Annotated in this window: 17 protein-coding genes; 11 read left to right on the top strand and 6 right to left on the bottom strand. The window is 61.9% G+C overall.

Translation table 11 applies throughout. The features are described from left to right. Positions 1-12 precede the first annotated feature (12 nt). Genes AK81_RS00950 through AK81_RS00935 form a run of 4 tightly spaced genes read left to right on the top strand, consistent with a single transcriptional unit; the run spans position 13 to position 3692 of the window. The gene (locus AK81_RS00950; protein WP_043196052.1) at positions 13-951 is read left to right on the top strand and encodes a branched-chain amino acid ABC transporter permease; all 939 of its coding nucleotides are present in this window, start codon (positions 13-15) and stop codon (positions 949-951) included. Between the two features lie 10 nt (positions 952-961). Further along, positions 962-2209: an ABC transporter permease subunit gene (locus tag AK81_RS00945; RefSeq protein ID WP_043196051.1), complete on the top strand. Its 1248-nt coding sequence runs from the start codon at positions 962-964 to the stop codon at positions 2207-2209. Further along, positions 2206-2979, top strand: coding sequence for an ABC transporter ATP-binding protein (locus tag AK81_RS00940; RefSeq protein WP_043196050.1), 774 nt, complete (start codon positions 2206-2208; stop codon positions 2977-2979). The genes AK81_RS00945 and AK81_RS00940 overlap by 4 nt, the downstream gene beginning before the upstream one ends. Continuing rightward, positions 2976-3692, top strand: coding sequence for an ABC transporter ATP-binding protein (locus AK81_RS00935; RefSeq protein WP_043196049.1), 717 nt, complete (start codon positions 2976-2978; stop codon positions 3690-3692). Before AK81_RS00940 ends, AK81_RS00935 begins: the two co-directional genes overlap by 4 nt. A 199-nt stretch (positions 3693-3891) precedes the next feature. On the opposite strand, the gene mrdA is transcribed toward AK81_RS00935, so the two are convergent. After that, the gene (gene mrdA / locus AK81_RS00930; RefSeq protein WP_043196048.1) at positions 3892-5787 is read right to left on the bottom strand and encodes a penicillin-binding protein 2; all 1896 of its coding nucleotides are present in this window, start codon (positions 5785-5787) and stop codon (positions 3892-3894) included. A 569-nt stretch (positions 5788-6356) separates the two neighbouring features. Between mrdA and AK81_RS00925 the strand changes: the two genes are divergently transcribed. After that, entirely contained in the window at positions 6357-7688 is a 1332-nt protein-coding gene (locus AK81_RS00925) for an MFS transporter (protein WP_043196047.1), read from the top strand. Here AK81_RS00925 and AK81_RS00920 read toward each other — a convergent pair. Beyond that, complete coding sequence (locus AK81_RS00920; protein ID WP_043196046.1) at positions 7685-8581, bottom strand: LysR family transcriptional regulator; 897 nt, start codon at positions 8579-8581, stop codon at positions 7685-7687. The genes AK81_RS00925 and AK81_RS00920 overlap by 4 nt on opposite strands. Positions 8582-8698: 117 nt before the next feature. Here AK81_RS00920 and mdlC point away from each other — a divergent pair, with 117 nt between their 5' ends. The 5 genes from mdlC (at position 8699) to AK81_RS00895 (ending at position 15539) form a co-directional block, all read left to right on the top strand. Beyond that, positions 8699-10285, top strand: coding sequence for a benzoylformate decarboxylase (gene mdlC, locus AK81_RS00915; protein WP_043196045.1), 1587 nt, complete (start codon positions 8699-8701; stop codon positions 10283-10285). 55 nt (positions 10286-10340) lie between these two features. Next, positions 10341-11681 (top strand): MFS transporter, encoded by a 1341-nt coding sequence (locus AK81_RS00910; RefSeq protein ID WP_043196043.1) that lies wholly within the window; start codon positions 10341-10343, stop codon positions 11679-11681. 14 nt (positions 11682-11695) lie between these two features. Further along, complete coding sequence (locus tag AK81_RS00905) at positions 11696-13171, top strand: aldehyde dehydrogenase family protein (RefSeq protein ID WP_043196042.1); 1476 nt, start codon at positions 11696-11698, stop codon at positions 13169-13171. A gap of 119 nt (positions 13172-13290) precedes the next feature. Beyond that, positions 13291-14544 (top strand): OprD family porin, encoded by a 1254-nt coding sequence (locus AK81_RS00900; protein ID WP_193393738.1) that lies wholly within the window; start codon positions 13291-13293, stop codon positions 14542-14544. Between the two features lie 281 nt (positions 14545-14825). Continuing rightward, a complete protein-coding gene (locus AK81_RS00895) occupies positions 14826-15539 on the top strand; it encodes a GntR family transcriptional regulator (protein ID WP_043196040.1) in 714 nt (237 codons plus the stop codon). Positions 15540-15545: 6 nt separating this feature from the next. On the opposite strand, the gene AK81_RS00890 is transcribed toward AK81_RS00895, so the two are convergent. Together AK81_RS00890 and AK81_RS00885 are read right to left on the bottom strand one after the other, a co-directional pair. Beyond that, positions 15546-16496, bottom strand: a complete 951-nt coding sequence (locus AK81_RS00890; RefSeq protein WP_043196038.1) for a PDR/VanB family oxidoreductase — start codon at positions 16494-16496, stop codon at positions 15546-15548. A 12-nt stretch (positions 16497-16508) separates the two neighbouring features. Next, a complete protein-coding gene (locus tag AK81_RS00885; protein WP_043196036.1) occupies positions 16509-17576 on the bottom strand; it encodes an aromatic ring-hydroxylating oxygenase subunit alpha in 1068 nt (355 codons plus the stop codon). A 504-nt stretch (positions 17577-18080) separates the two neighbouring features. Between AK81_RS00885 and AK81_RS00880 the strand changes: the two genes are divergently transcribed. After that, on the top strand, positions 18081-18941 hold the full coding sequence (locus AK81_RS00880; RefSeq protein WP_193393737.1) for a DMT family transporter: 861 nt from the start codon (positions 18081-18083) through the stop codon (positions 18939-18941). 190 nt (positions 18942-19131) lie between these two features. Here AK81_RS00880 and AK81_RS00875 read toward each other — a convergent pair whose 3' ends face one another. Both AK81_RS00875 and AK81_RS00870 read right to left on the bottom strand, forming a co-directional pair. After that, positions 19132-19395, bottom strand: a complete 264-nt coding sequence (locus AK81_RS00875) for a PAAR domain-containing protein (protein WP_043196034.1) — start codon at positions 19393-19395, stop codon at positions 19132-19134. 389 nt (positions 19396-19784) lie between these two features. Continuing rightward, positions 19785-20135: a hypothetical protein gene (locus tag AK81_RS00870; RefSeq protein ID WP_043196032.1), complete on the bottom strand. Its 351-nt coding sequence runs from the start codon at positions 20133-20135 to the stop codon at positions 19785-19787. Between the last annotated feature and the right edge of the window lie 324 nt (positions 20136-20459).

The following is a 20459-nucleotide window of genomic DNA, read 5'->3' as shown; positions in this document are numbered from 1 at the left end:
AGGATTCAGCGCGTGGACGGTAATTTCGATATCTTGTTGCAACAGGTCCTCAACGGCCTGGTGCTGGGCAGCATCTATGCCCTGGTAGCCTTGGGCTACACCATGGTCTACGGCATCATCGGCCTGATCAACTTCGCCCACGGCGAGGTGGTGATGATCGGCGCCATGGTCACCATTTCGGTACTGACAATGCTCGCTGGCGCAGGCTTTGCTCCCGGCATCATCACGTTGCTGCTGGCGATCATGGCCGCTGCGGTGGTGTGCATGCTGCTGGCGCAGGGCATGGAAAAGTACGCCTATCGGCCCTTGCGCAAAGCCCCGCGGCTGACCCCGCTGATCCTTGCCATCGGCATCTCCATCGCCTTGCAGAACCTGGCGATGATGATCTGGGGGCGCGGCTACAAGACCTTCCCCGAAGTGGTCGAGACGCGCCCCGTGGACGTGTTCGGCGCCACCGTCACCAACGTGCAGCTGTCGATCATGCTGGTTGCCGTGGTGATCATGCTTGGCCTGTGGCTGCTGGTGGACAAGACCCGCCTGGGCAAGGCCATGCGCGCCACCGCGCAGAACCAGGAAGTGGCCGGGCTGATGGGTATCAATATCAATCGGGTGATCAGCGCCACCTTCCTGATCGGCGCCAGCCTAGGCGCCATCGCCGGGGTAATGCGCGCCATCAACTACGGCCAGGCCGATGCCTACATGGGCCTGCTGCTGGGCCTGAAGGCGTTCTCCGCGGCGGTGCTCGGCGGTATCGGCAACCTGTTCGGGGCCATGGCCGGCGGCCTGTTGCTGGGGCTGATCGAATCGCTGGCAGCAGGCTACACCGGGCAGTTGACGGGGGGCTTTCTGGGGGCCAACTACCAGGACATCTTCGCCTTTGCGGTGCTGATCCTGGTGTTGCTGTTCCGGCCCAATGGGCTGCTTGGCGAACGCCAGGCTGACCGGGCGTGAGGAGGCAGTCATGAAAAACCTCAAAACCCAGTACCTGCTGATGATTGTCGGCTTCATCGCCTTGCCGTTCCTGGTCGAGGCCATCCCCATGCTGGGCCCCACCTGGGTGCGCATTCTTGGCTTTGCCATGCTCTACGTGCTGCTGGCGTTGGGCCTGAACATTGTCATCGGTTATGCCGGCCTGCTCGACATGGGCTACATCGGCTTTTACGCCATTGGCGCCTACCTGTACGCACTGCTGGCCTCGCCCCACCTGCAAATGGCCGGCCTGCTTGAGGCTGTGCTGGACTGGCCGGTGTGGGTGATCATCCCGTTGGCCGCCGTGGCTGCGGCCATTTGCGGGGTGCTGATCGGTGCGCCGGTACTGAAGTTGCGCGGCGATTACCTGGCCATCGTCACCCTGGGCTTCGGCGAGATCATCCGCATTTTCATGAACAACCTGGACCAGCCGGTGAACCTCACCAACGGCCCCCAGGGCATCAGCAACATTGCCCCGCTGCATATGGATTTCGGGGCATGGGCGCATGCGCCAGGTGCCGGTGCAACACCGGTGTTGTCGCTGCAGCAAAGCTGGAGCCTGTTCGGCCTGCCCGTGTCGCCGGTGATCAGCTACTACCTGTTCTTCCTGTTCGTCGTCATCCTCTGCATCGTGCTGTCCAAGCGCCTGGAAGTGTCGCGTATCGGCCGCGCCTGGATGGCCCTGCGCGAAGACGAAGTGGCTGCCGAAGCCATGGGCCTGAACAAGCGCAACCTCAAGCTGCTGGCCTTCGCCATGGGGGCGACCTTTGGCGGGGTGTCCGGTGTGCTGTTCTCCAGCTACCAGGGTTTCGTCAGCCCTGAATCGTTCACCCTCATGGAGTCGATCATGGTCCTGGCCATGGTGGTGCTCGGGGGCATGGGCTCGATCCGGGGCGTGGTGCTGGGGGCGCTGATCCTGTCGGTGATGCCTGAGTTGTTCCGCGACCTGGTCAACTGGGTCCAGCCGTGGGTGATGGACAACGTTACCTTCATCAGCCGCGACATTCTGCGCAACGTGCTGGATGCCTCAACCCTGCGCATGCTGGTGTTCGGCCTGGCGCTGATCCTGGTGATGCGTTTTCGCCCCGAAGGCCTCTGGCCGTCCAGTCGCCGCCGTGCCGAGCTGCACGATGACGACCCTGAAGCCGAGCCGGCGCCTGCGGTGCTCAGCACTGCAATCCATACCCCTGCCGGTGAAGCCTCCTTCGAACTCCCGATCAAACAGGCGGACAAGGCATGAGCGATATCCTTCTCGAGCTGCATCAGGTGAGCAAGTTCTTCGGTGGCCTGCAGGCTCTGCATGGCATTGACCTGAGCATCCGCCGCGGCGAAATCCGCGGCCTGCTGGGCCCCAACGGCGCCGGCAAGACCACGCTGTTCAACGTGCTTACCGGGCTGTGCCGGGCCGAGCAGGGCCGGGTGATGTTCGACGGCAAGCCGCTGCGCATCAGAAAACCGCACAAGGTGGTGGAGGCCGGTATCTCGCGCACCTTCCAGAATATCCGCCTGTTCCACAACATGACCGCCCTGGAGAACGTGATGATCGGCCGCCACGTGCGCACCCGCAGTGGTGTGTTCGGCGCAATCCTGCGTACCCCGGCCTGCGTGCGTGAAGAGCGGGAAATCCGCCAGGCCGCGCGGTACTGGCTGAACTACGTCGGCATCGGCCACCTGGCCGGTGAACTGGCCAAAAGCCTGTCCTACGGCGACCAGCGCCGCCTGGAAATCGCGCGGGCGCTGGCCACCGAGCCCAAACTGATTGCGCTCGACGAGCCGGCGGCGGGCATGAACGCCTCGGAAACCGAAGGCTTGCGCCAGCTGATGTGCAAGATGAAGGCAGATGGCAAGACCGTGTTGTTGATCGAGCACGACGTGAAGCTGGTGATGGGCCTGTGCGACCACATCACCGTACTGGAATTCGGCCGCAAGATCGCCGACGGCCTGCCGGCCGACGTGCGCAAGGATCCACGCGTGATCGAGGCCTACCTGGGTGCAGAGGCAGTGGCATGAAAAACATCCTGCAAGTGAATGACCTGACAGTCAGCTACGGGGCTATCCAGGCCATCAAGGGCATCGACCTGACGGTGGGCGAGGGCGAGATGGTTGCGCTGATCGGCGCCAATGGCGCCGGCAAGACCACCACCCTGAAAACCCTGGCCGGGTTGCTGAAGCCCAGCGCCGGCAGCATCACCTTCGATGGCAAGGCGCATGCGGCGATCAAGGGGCATGACCTGATTCGCGAAGGGTTGGCGCTGGTGCCGGAAGGGCGGGGCATCTTCCCCAAGCTGACGGTGCACGAAAACCTCGAGATGGGGGCCTTCAGCCGGCGCGACGGCAAGGACGCCATCGGTGCCGACATCGAACGCATGTACGGCATCTTCCCGCGTTTGAAAGAACGTGCCTTTCAGCTGGCCGGCACCATGTCGGGCGGCGAGCAGCAGATGCTGGCCATCTCCCGGGCGTTGATGGGGCGGCCCAAGCTGCTGTTGCTGGACGAGCCCTCTATGGGGTTGGCGCCGATCATCGTGCAGAAGATTTTCGAAACCATCGTCGAGGTGGTCAAGGGCGGGGTAACACTGCTGCTGGTGGAGCAGAACGCCCGCCTGGCGCTGCAGACCTGCCAGCGCGCCTACGTGATCGATGGCGGGCGCATCAGCCTGGAAGGCTGTGCCAAGACCTTGCTGCATGACGACCAGGTGAAGAAGGCCTACCTGGGCGAATGATCCATTGCTGGTGTGCGTGACGCGGCGGCGAGTGGGTATGGCGGGGAGGGCGGTGTTCGGGGGGTGAGAATTTGGGGCTGCTTTGCAGCCCATCGCGACGCAAGGCCGCTCCTACAGGAGAGCGCATTCTCCCTGCAAACGCGATCCCCTGTAGGAGCGGCCTTGCGTCGCGATGGGGCGCAAAGCGGCCCCCAAATTCTCAAATGTGTGGCACGTTCCGGCCACTTGCACCGCCCGCATACTCAGGCTTCAGATGCCCCTGCTCATCCAGCAGATAAGCATCCATCACCTCCCGCACCACCGGCCCCGCCACCCGGCCCCCAGCCTCACCGTTCTCGATCATCACCGCCACCACCACACTCGGGTGGTCAGCCGGTGCAAAGCCGACAAACAGGGCGTTGTCGCGGTGCCGTTCCAGGGTCTTGTTGCGGTTGTAACGCTCGCCCTGCTTGATCGCCACCACCTGTGCGGTACCACTCTTGCCGGCAATCCGGTACTGCGCGCCAGCAGCCGAAGCGCGGGCAATGCCGCGCGGGTCGTGCATGACCATCTGCATGCCCTGGCTGACCTGGTCCCAGGCATGCTTGTCGTGCAGCACGATGTTGGGCATCGGGTTGGGGTCGATCGGCACATCGCCACCCACAGTCATGGCCAGGTGCGGGCGATGCCACACGCCTTTGCTCGCCAGCAGGCTGGTGGCCTGGGCCAGCTGCAGCGGGGTGACCTGCATGTAGCCCTGGCCGATACCCAGGATCAGCGTTTCGCCCGGGAACCAGGCCTGGCGCCGGGTGGCGCGTTTCCAGGCGGCCGACGGCATCAGCCCGGAGGCTTCCTCGAACATGTCCAGCGACACCTTCTGGCCCAGGCCGAACTCGGCCATGTAGTCGTGCAGCCGGTCGATGCCCAGCTTGTGCGCCAGGTCGTAGAAGTAGGTGTCGTTGGACCGCATGATGGCGGTGTACATGTCCACCCAACCGTCGCCGCTGCGGTTCCAGTTGCGGTACTTGTGGTCGTAGTTGGGCAGCTCGTAGTAGCCCGGGTCGAACACCCGGCTGCCCGGGGTGATCACGCCGCTGTCGAGGCCAGCGATGGCCACTTCCGGCTTCACCGTCGAGCCGGGTGCATACAGGCCGCGCAGCACGCGGTTGAACAGCGGGCGGTCGATGGAATCGCGCAGTTCGGCGTATTGCTTGAAGCTGATGCCCTTGACGAACAGGTTGGGGTCGAAGCTGGGGTTGCTGACCATGGCCAGCACGTCGCCATTGGCAGGGTCCAGTACCACCACCGAGCCACGGCGGTCGCCCAGCGCTTTTTCAGCGGCCACCTGCAAGTGGGCGTCCAGAGTCAGGACGATGTCCTGGCCCGGGGTCGGGGCCTTGTGGTTGAGCACGCGCATCACCCGGCCCTGGGCGTTGGTCTCGACCTCTTCGTAGCCCACGTGGCCATGCAGCTGGCTTTCGTAGAAGTGTTCGATACCGGTCTTGCCGATTGACTGGGTGCCACGGTACTCGGTGCTGTCGAGGACCTTGGCTTCTTTTTCGTTGATGCGCCCCACATAGCCCACCGAATGGGCGAAATGCTCGGCCAGCGGATATTCGCGGATGAACTGCGGCTCCACCTCCAGGCCCGGCAGGCGGAACTGGTTCACCGCCACCAGGGCGATCTGCTCTTCGCTCAGGCCCACCATCAGGGTCACCGGTTCGAACGGTTTGCGGCCACGGCGCAGGTCTTTGTCGAACTGCTTGCGGTCGTCGTCGGTCAGGCCCAGCACCTGGGTGAGGGTGTCGAGTACCTTGGCCGAGTCGCCGCCGGCCCGTTCGCGGGTCATGGTCAGGTCGAAGCTGGGTTTGTTGTCGGCCAGCACCACGCCGTTGCGGTCGTAGATCAGTCCGCGTTCGGGGGCGATGGGCAGCACGTGCACACGGTTGTTTTCCGACACGGCGGTTTGCTGGTCGTGCTGCAGCACCTGCAATACATACAGCCGCCCCACCAGCACGGCGACCAGGCTGAAGACCAGGATGGCGCAGGCCAGGAGCCGGCGATTGACCAGGTGCTTTTCCTTTTCGTGGTCCTTGAGGGGGATGGGTTGTGGCATCAGTAGCTCTTTTCAGCAGGTATCGCGGTGGCTGTACGGGCGCGCGATCGGGCCGGGGATGCTACGCAACACCTACCGCGCCCTCAAGGCGAGTGGCGGCTGGCGGTGGGCGGGTAACGGCTGTCCACCCCGAAATCAGGGCGCTGGCGGGGAACATGAAGATTTGTTCATGGCTGCCAAGAGATGATTGGTCAGGTGTGGATTTTAGCGCTTATATGGATCCATAAAATTGTAGTGTTCGATAAACGAACAAAAATTGGCCTAGGCGTTAAATTTTCAACATATTGATTTATATAGGAAAAATAAATTTTGTATTGAGCGTAGACCTTGTTTAGGAGCGGTTTTCATGGAAGGCACAAGCATTGCTTGTTGTTCGTGGATCCATTATCTGGTTGATTAGCGCCTGACAACGGCCGGAGCCCTCCTGCCGTATGCAATAACAATTACAAAAAGGGTTCAGTCATGAATGGCTATCCAGCGGCCCGGAACTGTCAGGGTTCCCTCCGTCTTGCCTGCGCGTGCGCATCTGTCCTCCCGCCTGTGGCCAACCCTGGCCGGCAGGTGACCCCATGAATACCGATCTCAAGCAACGCCTGGACAACGACCCGATGGGCCGCTTCCAGTACCTGGCCATTGGTATTTGCATCGTCCTCAACATGATCGATGGCTTTGACGTACTGGTCATGGCCTTCACTGCGTCGTCGGTGTCCGCCGAGTGGAACCTGAACGGTGCACAGGTCGGGCTGCTGCTCAGCGCCGGCCTGTTCGGCATGGCGGCGGGGTCGCTGTTCATCGCGCCGTGGGCCGACCGCTTTGGCCGCCGCCCGTTGATTTTGCTGTGCCTGGCAGTTTCCGGCGTTGGCATGCTGCTCTCGGCAATGAGCCAGAGCCCGTTGCAACTGGCGCTGCTGCGTGGCCTGACCGGGCTGGGCATCGGCGGCATCCTGGCCAGCAGCAACGTGATTGCCAGTGAGTACGCCAGCAAACGCTGGCGCGGCCTGGCAGTGAGCCTGCAGTCGACCGGTTACGCCCTGGGTGCGACGCTGGGTGGTTTGCTGGCGGTATGGCTGCTGGGGCATTGGGGCTGGCGCTCAGTGTTCCTGTTTGGCGGTATTGTCACCGTGCTGGTGATCCCGCTGGTGCTGTTGTGGCTGCCGGAGTCGCTGGACTTTCTGCTGGCGCGTCGCCCGGCCAATGCCCTGGCACGGGTCAACCGCCTGGCCGTGCGCCTTGGCCAGCCGGCGCTGGCACAACTGCCAACAGCCACGGCAAGGGAACAGGGCGCCGCCCGCGGCTTCCGGCAATTGCTTGCGCCTGCCATGCGCCGCACCACGCTGGTGATCTGGTTGTTGTTCTTCCTGGTCATGTTCGGCTTCTACTTCGTCATGAGCTGGACGCCGAAACTGCTGGTGGCCGCGGGCCTGTCGGCACAGCAGGGCATTACCGGCGGGGTGCTGTTGAGTGTCGGCGGCATCCTCGGTGCGGCGCTGATCGGGGGCCTGTCTTCGCGCTGGCCACTCACCCGCGTGCTGGGGCTGTTCATGCTGATTACGGCGGCGCTGCTGGTGCTGTTCGTGGTCAATGGCGCGTCGGTCAGTGCCGTCTTGGCGCTGGGGCTGCTGATCGGGCTGTTCTCCAACGGCTGCGTGGCCGGCCTGTATGCCCTGTCGCCGGTGGTCTATGACGCCTCGGTGCGCGCTACCGGCGTGGGCTGGGGCATCGGCATCGGCCGCATGGGCGCAATCCTGTCGCCGACCGTGGCCGGCGTGTTGCTCGATGGCGGCTGGCAACCGCTGCACCTGTACGGGGTGTTTGCCATCGTATTCGTGCTTGCTGCGGGTTGCCTGCTGTTGCTGCGCCCGGCGGCCAGCCCCGCGCAGCCAGTGCTGGCCGACGCCTAGGCCTGGCCATCGATGATCGCCTGGGCGACCGTGGCGTAGAACCATTGCAGGGCGGCGGAGTTGTCGCTGTTGGGGTGCCAGTTCAGCGACACGTTGAACTCGGCAACCTGGAACGGCAGCTCAAGCATTTTCAAACCCCCGTCCTGCATGAACAGCCGGCCGATCTGCGCTGGCAGTACGGCGAGCAGGTCGGTGCCGGGGATGATTTTCGGCAGCACCGAGAAGTGCGGCACCTGCAGGCTGATGCGCCGCTGCAACTGCATGCTGGTGAGTACGTCTTCGACACTGCCGTGGCCGGTGGTACGGGTAACGCTTATGTGGCGCTCGGCAATGAACTGCTCAAGGGTCAGTTCATTGCCGATGCGTGGGTGGTCGCAGCTGAGCAGGCATACATAACGTTCGCGCATCAGTACCTGGCTACGCGTGCCCGGCACGGGCGGGCGGCAGATGGCGGCGTCGATCTTGCCGCTGGCCAGCCAGTCGCCCACCTGGTCGACCTGCAGTGGCAGCACCTCGACTTCGGCCTGCGGGGCATCGCGGTTCAGGCGCGCCAGAATCAGCGGCAAAAAGCCCATTTCGCCAAGGTCGGAAAGGGCGATGCGAAACCTGCGTTCGGTGGTTGCGGGGTTGAACTGGCGGGTGCTCTGCACGGCGCCTTCAATGCGCGTCAGCGCGTCACGCAGGGTGCCGTACAGCTGCTCGGCAACAAAGGTTGGCTGGATGCCGTCACGCGTGCGGCTGAACAGGGCGTCGTCGAACAGTTCGCGCAGGCGTGCCAGGCCATAGCTCACCGACGGCTGGGTGACGAACAGGCGCTCGGCGGCAAGGGTGACGCTGCGGGCCTCGTACAGGGTGACGAAGGTGCGGATCAGGTTCAGGTCGATGTGGCTCATGGGGTGCTGGCTTCACATAGATAGGTTTTATTTTTAGTAAAGATAGTATCAATTTGATCAATCTGGCCGTGACTGCAAAAGTAACCCGAATTCCAAAAACAAGCTGCAAGGGGCTTTATGAAAACTGTTCACGGCGCCACTTACGACATTCTTCGCCAGCACGGCCTGACCACCATCTTCGGCAACCCCGGCTCCAACGAACTGCCGTTTCTCAAGGGCTTTCCGGAGGATTTTCGCTACATTCTCGGCCTGCACGAAGGTGCCGTGGTCGGCATGGCCGATGGCTACGCACTGGCCAGCGGTCAGCCCACCTTTGTGAACCTGCACGCGGCTGCCGGTACCGGCAATGGCATGGGCGCCCTGACCAATGCCTGGTACTCGCACAGCCCGCTGGTGATCACCGCCGGCCAGCAAGTGCGCTCGATGATCGGAGTGGAGGCGATGCTGGCCAATGTCGATGCCGCACAGTTGCCCAAACCGCTGGTCAAGTGGAGCCACGAACCCGCTGCCGCGCAGGACGTGCCGCGTGCCCTGAGCCAGGCGATCCACACCGCCAGCCTGCCGCCACGCGGGCCGGTGTACGTGTCGATCCCGTATGACGACTGGGCGTGCGAAGCCCCAAGCGGTGTCGAGCACCTGGCGCGGCGCCAGGTGAGCAGTGCCGGGCTGCCGTCGTCGGCACAGTTGCAGCACCTGTGCGAACGCCTGGCAGCGGCGCGCAACCCGGTGCTGGTGCTGGGCCCGGATGTCGATGGCAGCGCCGCCAATGGCCTGGCTGTGCAATTGGCCGAGAAGCTGCGCATGCCGGCCTGGGTCGCGCCTTCGGCCTCGCGCTGCCCGTTCCCTACACGGCATGCGTGCTTCCGCGGGGTATTGCCGGCTGCCATTGCCGGTATCAGCCACAACCTGGCCGGGCACGACCTGATTCTGGTAGTGGGTGCCCCCGTGTTCCGCTACCACCAGTTCGCCCCAGGCAACTACCTGCCGGCCGACTGCGAGCTGCTGCACCTGACCTGCGACCCGGGCGAGGCGGCGCGTGCGCCCATGGGCGACGCCCTGGTCGGCGACATTGCGCTCACCCTCGAAGCCGTGCTGGGCGGCGTGCCGCAGAGCGTGCGGCCGATGCCCACCGCTTTGCCTGCTGCCGAAGCGGTGGCGGATGACGGTGGCCTGTTGCGGCCTGAAACCGTGTTCGACCTGCTCAACGCCCTGGCGCCCAAGGACGCCATCTACGTCAAGGAGTCCACCTCCACCGTGGGGGCGTTCTGGCGCCGCGTGGAAATGCGTGAGCCGGGCAGTTATTTCTTCCCCGCAGCCGGTGGCCTGGGCTTTGGCCTGCCAGCAGCCGTAGGCGTGCAGCTGGCATCGCCAGGCCGGCAGGTAATCGGCGTGATCGGCGACGGCTCGGCCAACTACGGCATCACCGCGCTGTGGACCGCCGCGCAATACAACATCCCGGTGGTGTTCATCATCCTCAAGAACGGCACCTACGGCGCGTTGCGCTGGTTCGCCGATGTGCTGGACGTCAACGACGCGCCCGGGCTGGACGTGCCTGGCCTGGACTTCTGCGCCATCGCCCGTGGCTATGGCGTGCAGGCGGTGCATGCGGCCAGCGGCAGCGCCTTCGCCCAGGCCTTGCGTGAAGCGCTGGAGAGCGACCGGCCCGTGCTGATCGAAGTGCCGACCCAGACCATCGAACCCTGAACCCGACACACACGCACACCACGCGACACCGACAAAAACAATAAACGAGGTGGCTATGAAGACGACTTCCGTCAGTGAAGTGATCGATGCTGCACCCTTCAACCGCACGCACCTGCTGATACTGCTGTGGGGCTGTTTCATCATGCTGTTCGACGGCTATGACATGGTGATCTACGGCTCTGTGGTGCCACGCCTGATGCAGGAATGGCAACTCACTGCCATCGAAGCCGGCACGCTCGGCAGCTGTGCGCTGTTCGGCATGTTGTTCGGCGGTACCTTGCTGGCGCCACTGGCCGACCGTTTCGGCCGGCGCAAGCTGATCATCCTCACCACACTGCTGGCCAGCCTGGCGGCGTTCATGACCGGGCATGCAGAAACCCCGCTGGAGCTCGGTGCCTGCCGCCTGGTGACCGGGCTGGCCCTGGGCGCGCTGGTACCCAGCGCCGTCAACCTGATCAGCGAGTTCGCCCCACAAGGGCGGCGCAGCACCATGATCACCGTGATGTCCAGCTTCTACTCGGTGGGCGCAGTGCTGTCCGCCTTGCTGGCGATTGCGGTGATCCCGCAGTGGGGGTGGCAGGCTGTGTTCTATGTGGCGGTGCTGCCGGTGCTGGCCGTGCCGTTCATGCTGCGCTACCTGCCGGAGTCGGCGGCGTTTCTTGAACTCAAGGGCCGCCGTGCCGAGCTTGAGCAGTTGCTGGCGAAGGTCGACCCGGCGTTTCGCCCAAGCACCGAGCTGCGCCTGGCGGGCAGCGACCAACCGGTAGACAAGGCACGCCTGGCGCAGTTGTTTGGCCGTGGTCAGGCCCTGGCCACCTTGTTGCTGTGGGTGGCGTTCGCCATGTGCATGCTGATGAGCTACGGCCTCAATACCTGGTTGCCCAAGCTGATGGCGCAGGGCGGCTACGCCCTGGGTTCGAGCCTGGCGTTTCTGGTCACGCTGAACATTGGCGCCACGGTCGGTGCGTTGTTTGGTGGCTGGCTCGCCGACCGCCTGGGGGTGCAGCGCACGCTGGCGCTGTTCTTCGTGCTGGCATCGCTGTCGCTGGCGGCGCTGGGGCTGAACCCGGGCCCGCTGCTGCTGAACCTGCTGTTGCTGATTGCCGGCGCTACCACCATCGGCACGCTGGCAGTAATCCACGCCTATGCCTCTATCGCCTACCCGGCGCACATCCGCTCCACTGGGGTGGGCTGGGCTGCCGGTATCGGCCGCCTCGGCGCCATCGCCGGGCCCATGCTGGGCGGCACCCTGCTGTCGTTGCAGCTGCCGATCCAGCAAAACTTCCTCGCCTTCGCCCTGCCTGGGGTGATCGGTGCGCTGGCCATCGCCTTCATCCAGGTGCGTGCGCCACAACAGGCCGGTGAGCCTGAAGCTGCCAACAAACCTACGTGCTGACCAAGGAGCCTTGCATGTCTGCCATTAGCCCTCGTTATCAAGACCTTCAACTGCTGCCGATTGCCGGCCAGTGGCGCGCCGGCAGTGCCGGCAAGACCCTGAACGTGCACAACCCGTACAACGACGACCTGTTGCTGCAGGTTGAACAGGCCAACCGCGCCGACCTTGATGTCGCCTACCAGGCGGCAGCCCGGGTACAGCTTAAATGGGCGGCACTGGGGCCCGCCGCACGCGCCGCGGTGCTGTACGAAGTGGTGGCGATCTTTGATCGTCGCCGCGACGAAATTATCGAGTGGATCATTCGCGAGTCTGGCAGTACCCGGCTCAAGGCCCAGCTGGAATGGGGCGCGGCGCGGGCAATTGCGCTGGAGTCGGCATCGTTCCCGTCGCGGGTGCACGGGCGCATTGTCGAGTCCAACGTGCCGGGCAAGGAAAGCCGCGTGTACCGCAGTGCCCTGGGGGTGGTCGGGGTGATCAGCCCGTGGAATTTCCCCCTGCACTTGACCCAGCGCTCGATTGCCCCGGCGCTGGCGCTGGGCAATGCCGTGGTGGTCAAGCCTGCCAGCGACACCCCGGTGTGCGGCGGCCTGCTGCTGGCACGCATCTTTGAAGAGGCCGGGTTGCCGGCCGGGGTACTTAGCGTGGTGGTGGGCGCGGGCAGCGACATTGGTGATGCCTTCGTCGAGCACCCGGTGCCGGCGCTGATCACCTTCACTGGCTCCACCCCGGTCGGGCGCGGCATTGGCCGTATTGCCAGCGGTGGCGAACACCTCAAGCACGTTGCGCTGGAACTGGGCGGCAACAGCCCGTTCGTGGTGCTGGACGACGCCGACGTTGAACAGGCAGTGAATGCGGCCGTGTTCGGCAAGTTCCTGCATCAGGGGCAGATCTGCATGGCAGTGAACCGGATCATCGTTGACGACAGCCTCTACGACGCTTTTGCGCAGCGCTTCGTCGAGCGTGTCAGGGCGCTGGTGGTAGGCGACCCGGACTCGCCCGCTACGGTGATCGGGCCGGTGATCAATGCCCGGCAATTGCAGGGCCTGCTGGACAAGATCAGCCTGGCACGCGGCGAAGGTGCCGAGCCGCTGTACGAGGGCGGGGTCGACGGTAACTTGCTGGCGCCGCATGTGTATGGCGAGGTCACCGTCGACATGGACGTTGCGCGTAACGAAATCTTCGGCCCGTTGGTGGGCTTGCTGCGCGCGCGTGACGAAGCGCATGCCCTGGAGCTGGCCAATGCCAGCGAATTCGGCCTGTCCAGCGCGGTATTCAGCCGCAACCTGGAGCGCGCCGTGCGCTTTGCCCGCCAGGTGCGTGCGGGCATGAGCCACATCAACGACATCCCGGTGAACGACGAGGCCAACGCGCCGTTCGGCGGCGAGAAGAACTCGGGGCTTGGCCGTTTCAACGGGGACTGGGCCATCGACGAGTTCACCCGCGATCACTGGGTCAGCGTGCAGCATGTGCCGCGTCAGTATCCGTTCTGATGCATTAAGCCACTGAGTAGCGCCCGGCCCAGGCCGGGCATTCATGCAGCCTCTCGACCACGGGCTCTGTGCAGCCTGCGGGGGCCGGCTGCGCCCAAGTAACGCGGAGAACAATAATAATGATGCACACAACCTGCACCCTGGCCCGTTCGGCCCTGGCGGTTTCGCTGGCGCTTGGCCTGGGTTTGCCGGCCTGGGCCGAGGAGGGGGGCTTCCTTGAAGATGCCAAGGCCGGGCTGACCCTGCGCAACTACTACTTCAACCGCGATTTCCGCGACCCGGGGGCGGCCAAGAGCAAAGTCGAAGAATGGGCCCAGGGCTTCATCTTCAAGTTCAGCTCTGGCTACACCCCGGGGCTGATCGGTGTTGGCCTGGACGGCATCGCCATGTTCGGCGTGAAGCTGGACAGTGGCCGCGGTACCAGCGGCTCCGAACTGCTGCCGGTGCACGACGACGGGCGTGCGGCCGACAACTATGGCCGCGCCGGGCTGGCAGCCAAGCTGCGTGTTTCATCGACCGAGCTGAAGGTGGGTGAGTTGCTGCCGGACATTCCGCTGCTGCGCTACGACGATGGCCGCCTGCTGCCGCAAACCTTCCGGGGCGCCATGCTCGACTCGCGGGAGATCGAAGGCCTGAGCCTGCAAGCCGGCCAGTACCGCGAGGTCAGCCTGCGCAACTCGTCCGACATGCAGGACCTTTCTGCCTGGGCCGCGCCCATGGTCACCTCGGACGGCTTCAACTACGCCGGTGCCGAGTACCGCTTCAACCAGCAGCGCACCCTGATCGGCGCCTGGCATTCGCAGCTCGAGGACATCTACCAGCAAAGCTACTTCAACCTGCTGCACAGCCAGCGGGTGGGCGAGTGGACGCTGGGGGCCAACCTGGGTTACTTCATCGACCGGGATGATGGCCAGGCACGCATCGGCGACATCCAGAGCCGCACGGGCTACGCCTTGCTGTCGGCCGCGCACAGTGGCCACACGCTGTACCTGGGCTTGCAGAAGGTCAGTGGTGACAGCCAGTGGATGTCGGTGTACGGCAGCAGCGGCCGCACCTTGGGCAACGACATGTTCAACGGCAACTTCAGCAACGCCGACGAGCGCTCGTGGCAAGTGCGCTACGACTACAACTTTGCCGCGCTGGGTGTGCCGGGGCTGCTGGCCATGGTGCGTTACGGGCATGGTGAGAATGCAACCACGGCGGCGGGCAGCAATGGCAAGGAGTGGGAGCGCGATACCGAGGTGAACTACACGTTCCAGAGCGGGACCTTGAAGAACCTCAACATCCGCCTGAACAACGCGACCAACCGGCGCAGCTTCAACAGCGACTTCGACCAGACTCGCCTGATCGTCAGCTATCCCCTGACACTGTAAGCAGCAATATCCCTGATGCGTACGGCCCTGGTGGGAACAACTGTCCTGCGCAAAATCTAAACGTTAGCGCGATCACTGTGGGAGCGGGCGTGCCCGCGAACACCGGCGTAGCCGGTGCCATGCAGCGCGTCGAATTCTTCGCGGGCACGCCCGCTCCCACAGGGTAACGCGGCAGGCACCACTCGTGGCTTAAGCCAGCACGGTGGTGCACGCTGAACAGGCCTGTAGCAACCCTCCGCCTTGCGCTAAGATGCCCGCTCACGCCCCTGGAAGAAGCCTGGATGAGCAAACCCGGTCAAATGGTGCTGGTTGCGCTGCGCAAGATGATCGCCTCGGGCGAGCTGGCGGCCGGCGAGCGCCTGATGGAAGTCCCCACCGCCGAACTGTTCGGCGTCTCACGCATGCCAGTGCGCATGGCGTTTCGTACCCTTGAGCAGGAAGGCCTGCTGGTGCGCTTCGGCGGCCGGGGGTTTCAGGTGCGCTCGGTCAGCGCCGAGGATATCGCTGGCGCGGTCGAGGTGCGTGGTGTACTGGAGGGGTTGGCCGCTCGCCAGGCCGCAGAGCGTGGCTTGTCAGCGCAAGCACGCGCGGCGCTGCAACAGTGCCTGGTCGATGGCGACCAGCTGTTCGACAAGGGCTTTGTGACCGAAGAAGACCTGCAGGCCTACCACGACCTGAACATGCGCTTTCACCAGGTGATCATCGAAGCCAGCCACAACCCGGCCATCGCCGATGCCCTGGCGCGCAACGACCACCTGCCTTTCGCGTCGGTCACCGCATTGGCAGTGGACCGCCATGACCTGGCCCGCGAATACCGGCGCTTCAACTTCGCCCATATGCAGCACCACGCAGTGTTCGACGCCCTGAGCAACCGCCAGGGTGCCCGCGCCGAAGCGATTATGCGCGAGCATGCCAATGCCACCTTGCGTTACGCAGAGACCTTTGGCGGGGCAACGGCAGACGCGGGCATGAAGGTTATCCTGCCCTCGTCGTAAACCGGTTCAGATATCCAGCACCAGCAGCGGCGTTTTCGAGCGCGAGCAGCAGGGCGTGAACTGATCGTTCAGCGCCTGCTCCTCTTCGGTGAGGAACATGTCGCGGTGGTCCGGCGTACCCTGCAGCACACGGGTCAGGCAGGTGCCGCAAATACCCTGCTCGCACGACATGGCAATCTCGATACCGTGCTGTTCCAGCACCTGCACCACGGTCTGGTCCGCTGGCACCTCGAACACCTGCCCCGTGCTGCCCACCTGCACCGAGAAACTGCCGTCGTTGCTGGCATCCACTGGCGCCGCTGCAAAGTACTCGCGGTGCAGGTTGGCCTCCTGCCAGCCCAGCCCCTTGGCGCTGTCCAGCACATGCTGCATGAACCCGCCAGGCCCGCAAACATACAGGTGCACACTCTCTAGCGGGTTGCCCAGCACCCGGGCGATATCCAGTGCGGTTTCCGGTTGCTCGTCAAAGTGCACGAACAGGCGATCAGCGAACGGCGCGTTGCGAATACGCTCGACAAAGGCCGCCCGCTCGCTGGAGCGTGCGCAGTAGTGCAGCTCGAAGTCATGGCCGCTGTGGGACAGTTGCTCGGCCATGCACAGGATCGGGGTAATGCCGATGCCGCCGGCAAACAACAGGCTGCGCTGCGACCCCTCGGCCAGCGGGAACAGGTTGCGCGGCGCGCTGATGCGCAGCCGTGCGCCGGCCTGCACCTGCTCGTGCAGGCTGCGTGAGCCGCCCCGCGAAGCCGGGTCGTTGAGCACACCAATCAGGTAGCGGTGGCGTTCTTCGGGGTGGTTGCACAGCGAATACTGGCGCACCAGCCCATCGGGCAAGTGCACGTCGATATGCGCACCGGCGCTGAACGCCGGCAGCAGGCTGCCATCCGCTGCCGCCAGCTCGAAGCTGCAAATACCCTGCGCTTCATCGTTACGGGATACCACTACGGCATCGATCATGTCGGCTGTTCCTCAGGCAGGGGTGGCGCTGGTAGCGATCAGTTGCGGTTGCGGCGCACGCTCTTTGGCGATGATCCGCTCCAGCACCTTGCGCGACTGCACGCCGCCAGCATCGATGTTCAGCTTCAGCAGGTTGCGCTCGGGGTAGGCCAGCAGGTTCTGTTGCTGGCGCTCGAGCATCTCCAGGTCTTCACTGAAAATCTTGCCCTGGCCCTCACGGATGTTGTCGGTGAGGGTCTGGTCGTGCGCGGCGAAGTTGCGCGCCATGCCCCAGAAGTACCAGATCGAGGTGTCGGTTTCCGGGGTGATGAAATCCACCACGATGCTCGACGCCTTGTGCTGCGCCTCCGCGTGGTAGCCACCCTTGCCCGCATGCGCCACGCCCACTTCGATCAGCACATGGCTGGGCGGGGTGAAGCGGCAGATCTGCCAGCGGTCCACCGGCACATCGTCGGCCAGCCCGTTGCCACGCAGGGCCATGCGCCAGAAGGGCGGGGCCATGATGTTTTCCATGTGCCGCGAGGTGACCACCTCGTCGCCGGTGACGGTGGTGACAGGCGGCGCCTCGTCGATTTCCTTCTGGCCGATGCTGGAAGCGTGCACGTAGGTTTCGTGGGTGAGGTCCATCAGGTTGTCGATCATCAGGCGGTAGTCGCAGCCGATGTGGAACAGGCCGCCACCGTAGGCCCACTCATCATTCACCGCCCATTCAAGGTGCGGAATCAGCGCCGGGTCGGCCTGCGCCTGGTCGCCGGGCCAGACCCAGATAAAGCCATAGCGCTCGACGGCGGCGAAGGTCTTGTTGCAAGGAAATCCCCGCACACGCTGGCCCGGCATCGACACGGTCTTGCCATCGCAGCCCATGACCAGGCCGTGGTAGCCACACACCAGGTTGCCGTCTTCTACATAGCCCAGCGACAACGGTGCGCCACGGTGCGGGCAAAAGTCCTCGACGGCGGCCACTTTGTTCTCCTGGGCACGGTAGAACACGATCTTTTCCCCGCAGATCTGCCGGCCCAGCGGCTTGGTGGCGATCTCATCGGGGGTGCAGGCGACGTACCAGGTGTTTTTGGGGTACATGGGAGGCTCTCCAGGGTTTTGTTTTTATTTAATGGATCCATTAGAGCCGTGGCGGAGTCGTGCGGTCAATACGTGTAAGCAGTGTTTTGCGGGTTTTGTGCGATTATCGGATTTTTCATGGATCCATTGACTCTAGGGTGCGGAAATTCACCCTACGGTGAGGTGAGGGCGGCTTCAGCAGCACGTCACCAGGTCAGAAGGGCGCCTGCGAAATCGGCTAATGCGGTCGGTGTAGGAGCGGGCTTGCCCGCGAACACGGGCGCAGCCTGTGCCATTTGGATTGCAATTTATGTGAGTAATCGAAGGAAGGACTGAATCAGTCGTTAGTTTTGTAGGATATTTATTCTTTTTGTTGTCAGGTGATTCCTTTGCGATGAGTTTGTAACTTCCGCTCGTATTTGGGGTGTTGACAGCCTTATCAGTCGGCTTATTGAATGAATTGGTCGCGAGCGCAAATAGTGTGGGCGAGGAGAGACACGCTAGATAAAGGCAAGGGGAATCAGTGTGGATGTAATAATGGGGTTGTTGGCGGCTGTGTGCTGGGGTGTCACAGACTATTTGGTAAGTGTAAACGGCAGGTCGCTCGGTATCAGGCGCTCAGTGCTCTACAGCCAGATAATAGGCCTGATTGTCCTGAGCTTTGTTGCTTTGCAAACAAGCAGCTTTAATTCGATTGTCGCAGTCAGTGTCGTATCCATGATCATCTGTCTTGTCGCGGCGGTGTTGACGCTACTCGGTGCTCTTTCCCTGACCAGGGCGTTAACTCAGGGGCGCACAGCAATTGTTGCACCGCTGGTCACGTCCTACGGTATTGTCACAACGGTCTTGGCCTGGGCAGGGGGTGAACGCTTGACTGCTTATCAGTTTCTTGGCATCGCTATCTGTGCATTTGGTGTGATGGCTGTGGGCCTGGGGCATAGCAATCCCAACTCTCGTTTGAACCGTCGCGAAGGGCAGGCGATTGTTTTTGCGCTCGTGGCTGCTGGGTGTTACGGCGTCAGTTTCTGGGTTCAAGGTAAATATGCACTGCCCGCTATTGGGCCAATCAATATGCTCTGGTTGAACTACTGCGTGGGCACGCTGTTTCTGTTGCTTATGTATCGTGATTTTCGAGGGTGTAACAATTTGACCTTAAAGGATTATGGCGCCTTGAGCGGAGCGAGTCTTTTCAATCTGGGTGGTTTTGCAGCGTTTTCATTTGGGGTACTTGAGGGCTCTATTGCTGTTGTCACTGTTATTAGTACGCTTTCTGGTGGAGTGGCGGCCTTGCTCGGCTATGTGTTCTATAAAGAGCGTTTAGTGTCAGGGCAGCTTCTGGGTGTGGGCCTCGTTTTGCTTGGTGCGGTATTTTTGCATCTGCTATAGGTCGGGCGTGGGCCTCCATGGTTCCTCTCAGAGCAAAAAGTCATGTTGGTGGCCAGTGAGCGCGAGCCGCTGCAGGGCAGGTCCCGAGAGTTAGTGCGTTTTCTCACCCCGGCATTCGCAGGAAGCATCACCAAGGGGGCTGCCAACAAGCCCCCTCTTTGGGTTTTTCACGAGCAATTCAAATCGTGTTTCAGCCGTGCACACTGCCGTGGGAAATGCTGGCAATCAAGTTAGCCCCGCAAGCCGTTTTCATCCCGTCCAATGCCACAGGCGTACCGTTGACCCTGTAGGTGCTGCTACCTTCGATAATCGGGAAGATGCCTTTGCACAGCGGGCAGGACACCATATTACCTTTGCCGGCCATGGGCTTACCGTTGAGATTGGTGTGGGGGATAGATTCGACTACCAGGCCGCCATGGGTGGTCGAGTCTCCGAGGCGTACGATATTTTTCATTTAAATTACTCATGTGATTATTTAGGTTTTAGCTTTGTCAGCTCTGGTTTGTTTTGTCATATTTTGGTTAATCAGGATTATGTCTATGTGATTGGTTTGGGAGAAATTTGAAGATAGATCTTGAAGGTGTATGTGCTCGATTTCGTTTTTCTCCATTTCAAATGCCGCGTTTATCAAGAAAGCACCTAGGCTTCGAATCATTGTTGGCGTTGTTAGTATTGATATTTCGTCGAGTCTTATAGGTTTCTCGCTACCTACCTCTGTGCCCCATGCACTTATGTTTTCGAGTTCTATCATTGGCTAAATCTCCGGGTTGATGTTTTTAAGTGGCGTGGGTTTTATAGTCTATTTTCATAGTTGAGGGTTTTGGTGTTGGTTTGGTGTTGGTGTTAGGGAGCTCTAGTCCATTCCTTTAGGGTGGCTATGAGTTCTGGAAGGTTAGCTATCCCGCCAAATACTATGGTCTCTTCTCCGTAGTCGGTATTCTTGTAATCTGTGGATATTTTGTCCACTTCATCCTCTATGATGATTCGGATTATTTTCTTTCGTTCTATGTCTCTAGCTGAAAATATAGGATTTGCATCGCCGAAGGGTTGTCCGTTGTCGAATGTAGTCCTGTAGAAAGGGGCTATGAGGTTTGCGTGGTCCTTATATTTGCTGACTGTCTGTGTGAAGGCGTCAGTAAACAACTGCTCGAGTGCAGTGTGGGCTGTGCTATTTGTCAAGTAGTCTCCATGCATTGGTGGTTAGTCCTTGATTGGGCTTGCAGTAATAGTTTCAATTATTTTCTATTTCGCAGTTAAAAGTTTTTAGCTTGATTGTGCTTGTTTATTTCATTGCCTAGCAATGCTCTGCTTGTTAAAAGATCTAAATGCGCGGCGCTAGATGCTGCTATGCTGTTCTTGGGGTTTTTTAGGAAGTTTTCTATGCCTTCTTCAAGCGCTTTAAGTAACTCTCGGTGGCTTGTCTTAATGCTTTAATTTTTCCCGTGAATTATTGGAACTACATCTTTTTGCTTTTTGAATCTTATGCGAAACGAAGAGTCAGCTGCGATTAATTCAAAA

This window comes from Pseudomonas putida W15Oct28 (assembly GCF_000708715.2).
Classification (GTDB): Bacteria; Pseudomonadota; Gammaproteobacteria; order Pseudomonadales; family Pseudomonadaceae; genus Aquipseudomonas; species Aquipseudomonas putida_R.
Note: the sequence above shows the minus strand (reverse complement) of the source record. Positions and strands in the feature narration are given on the sequence as shown.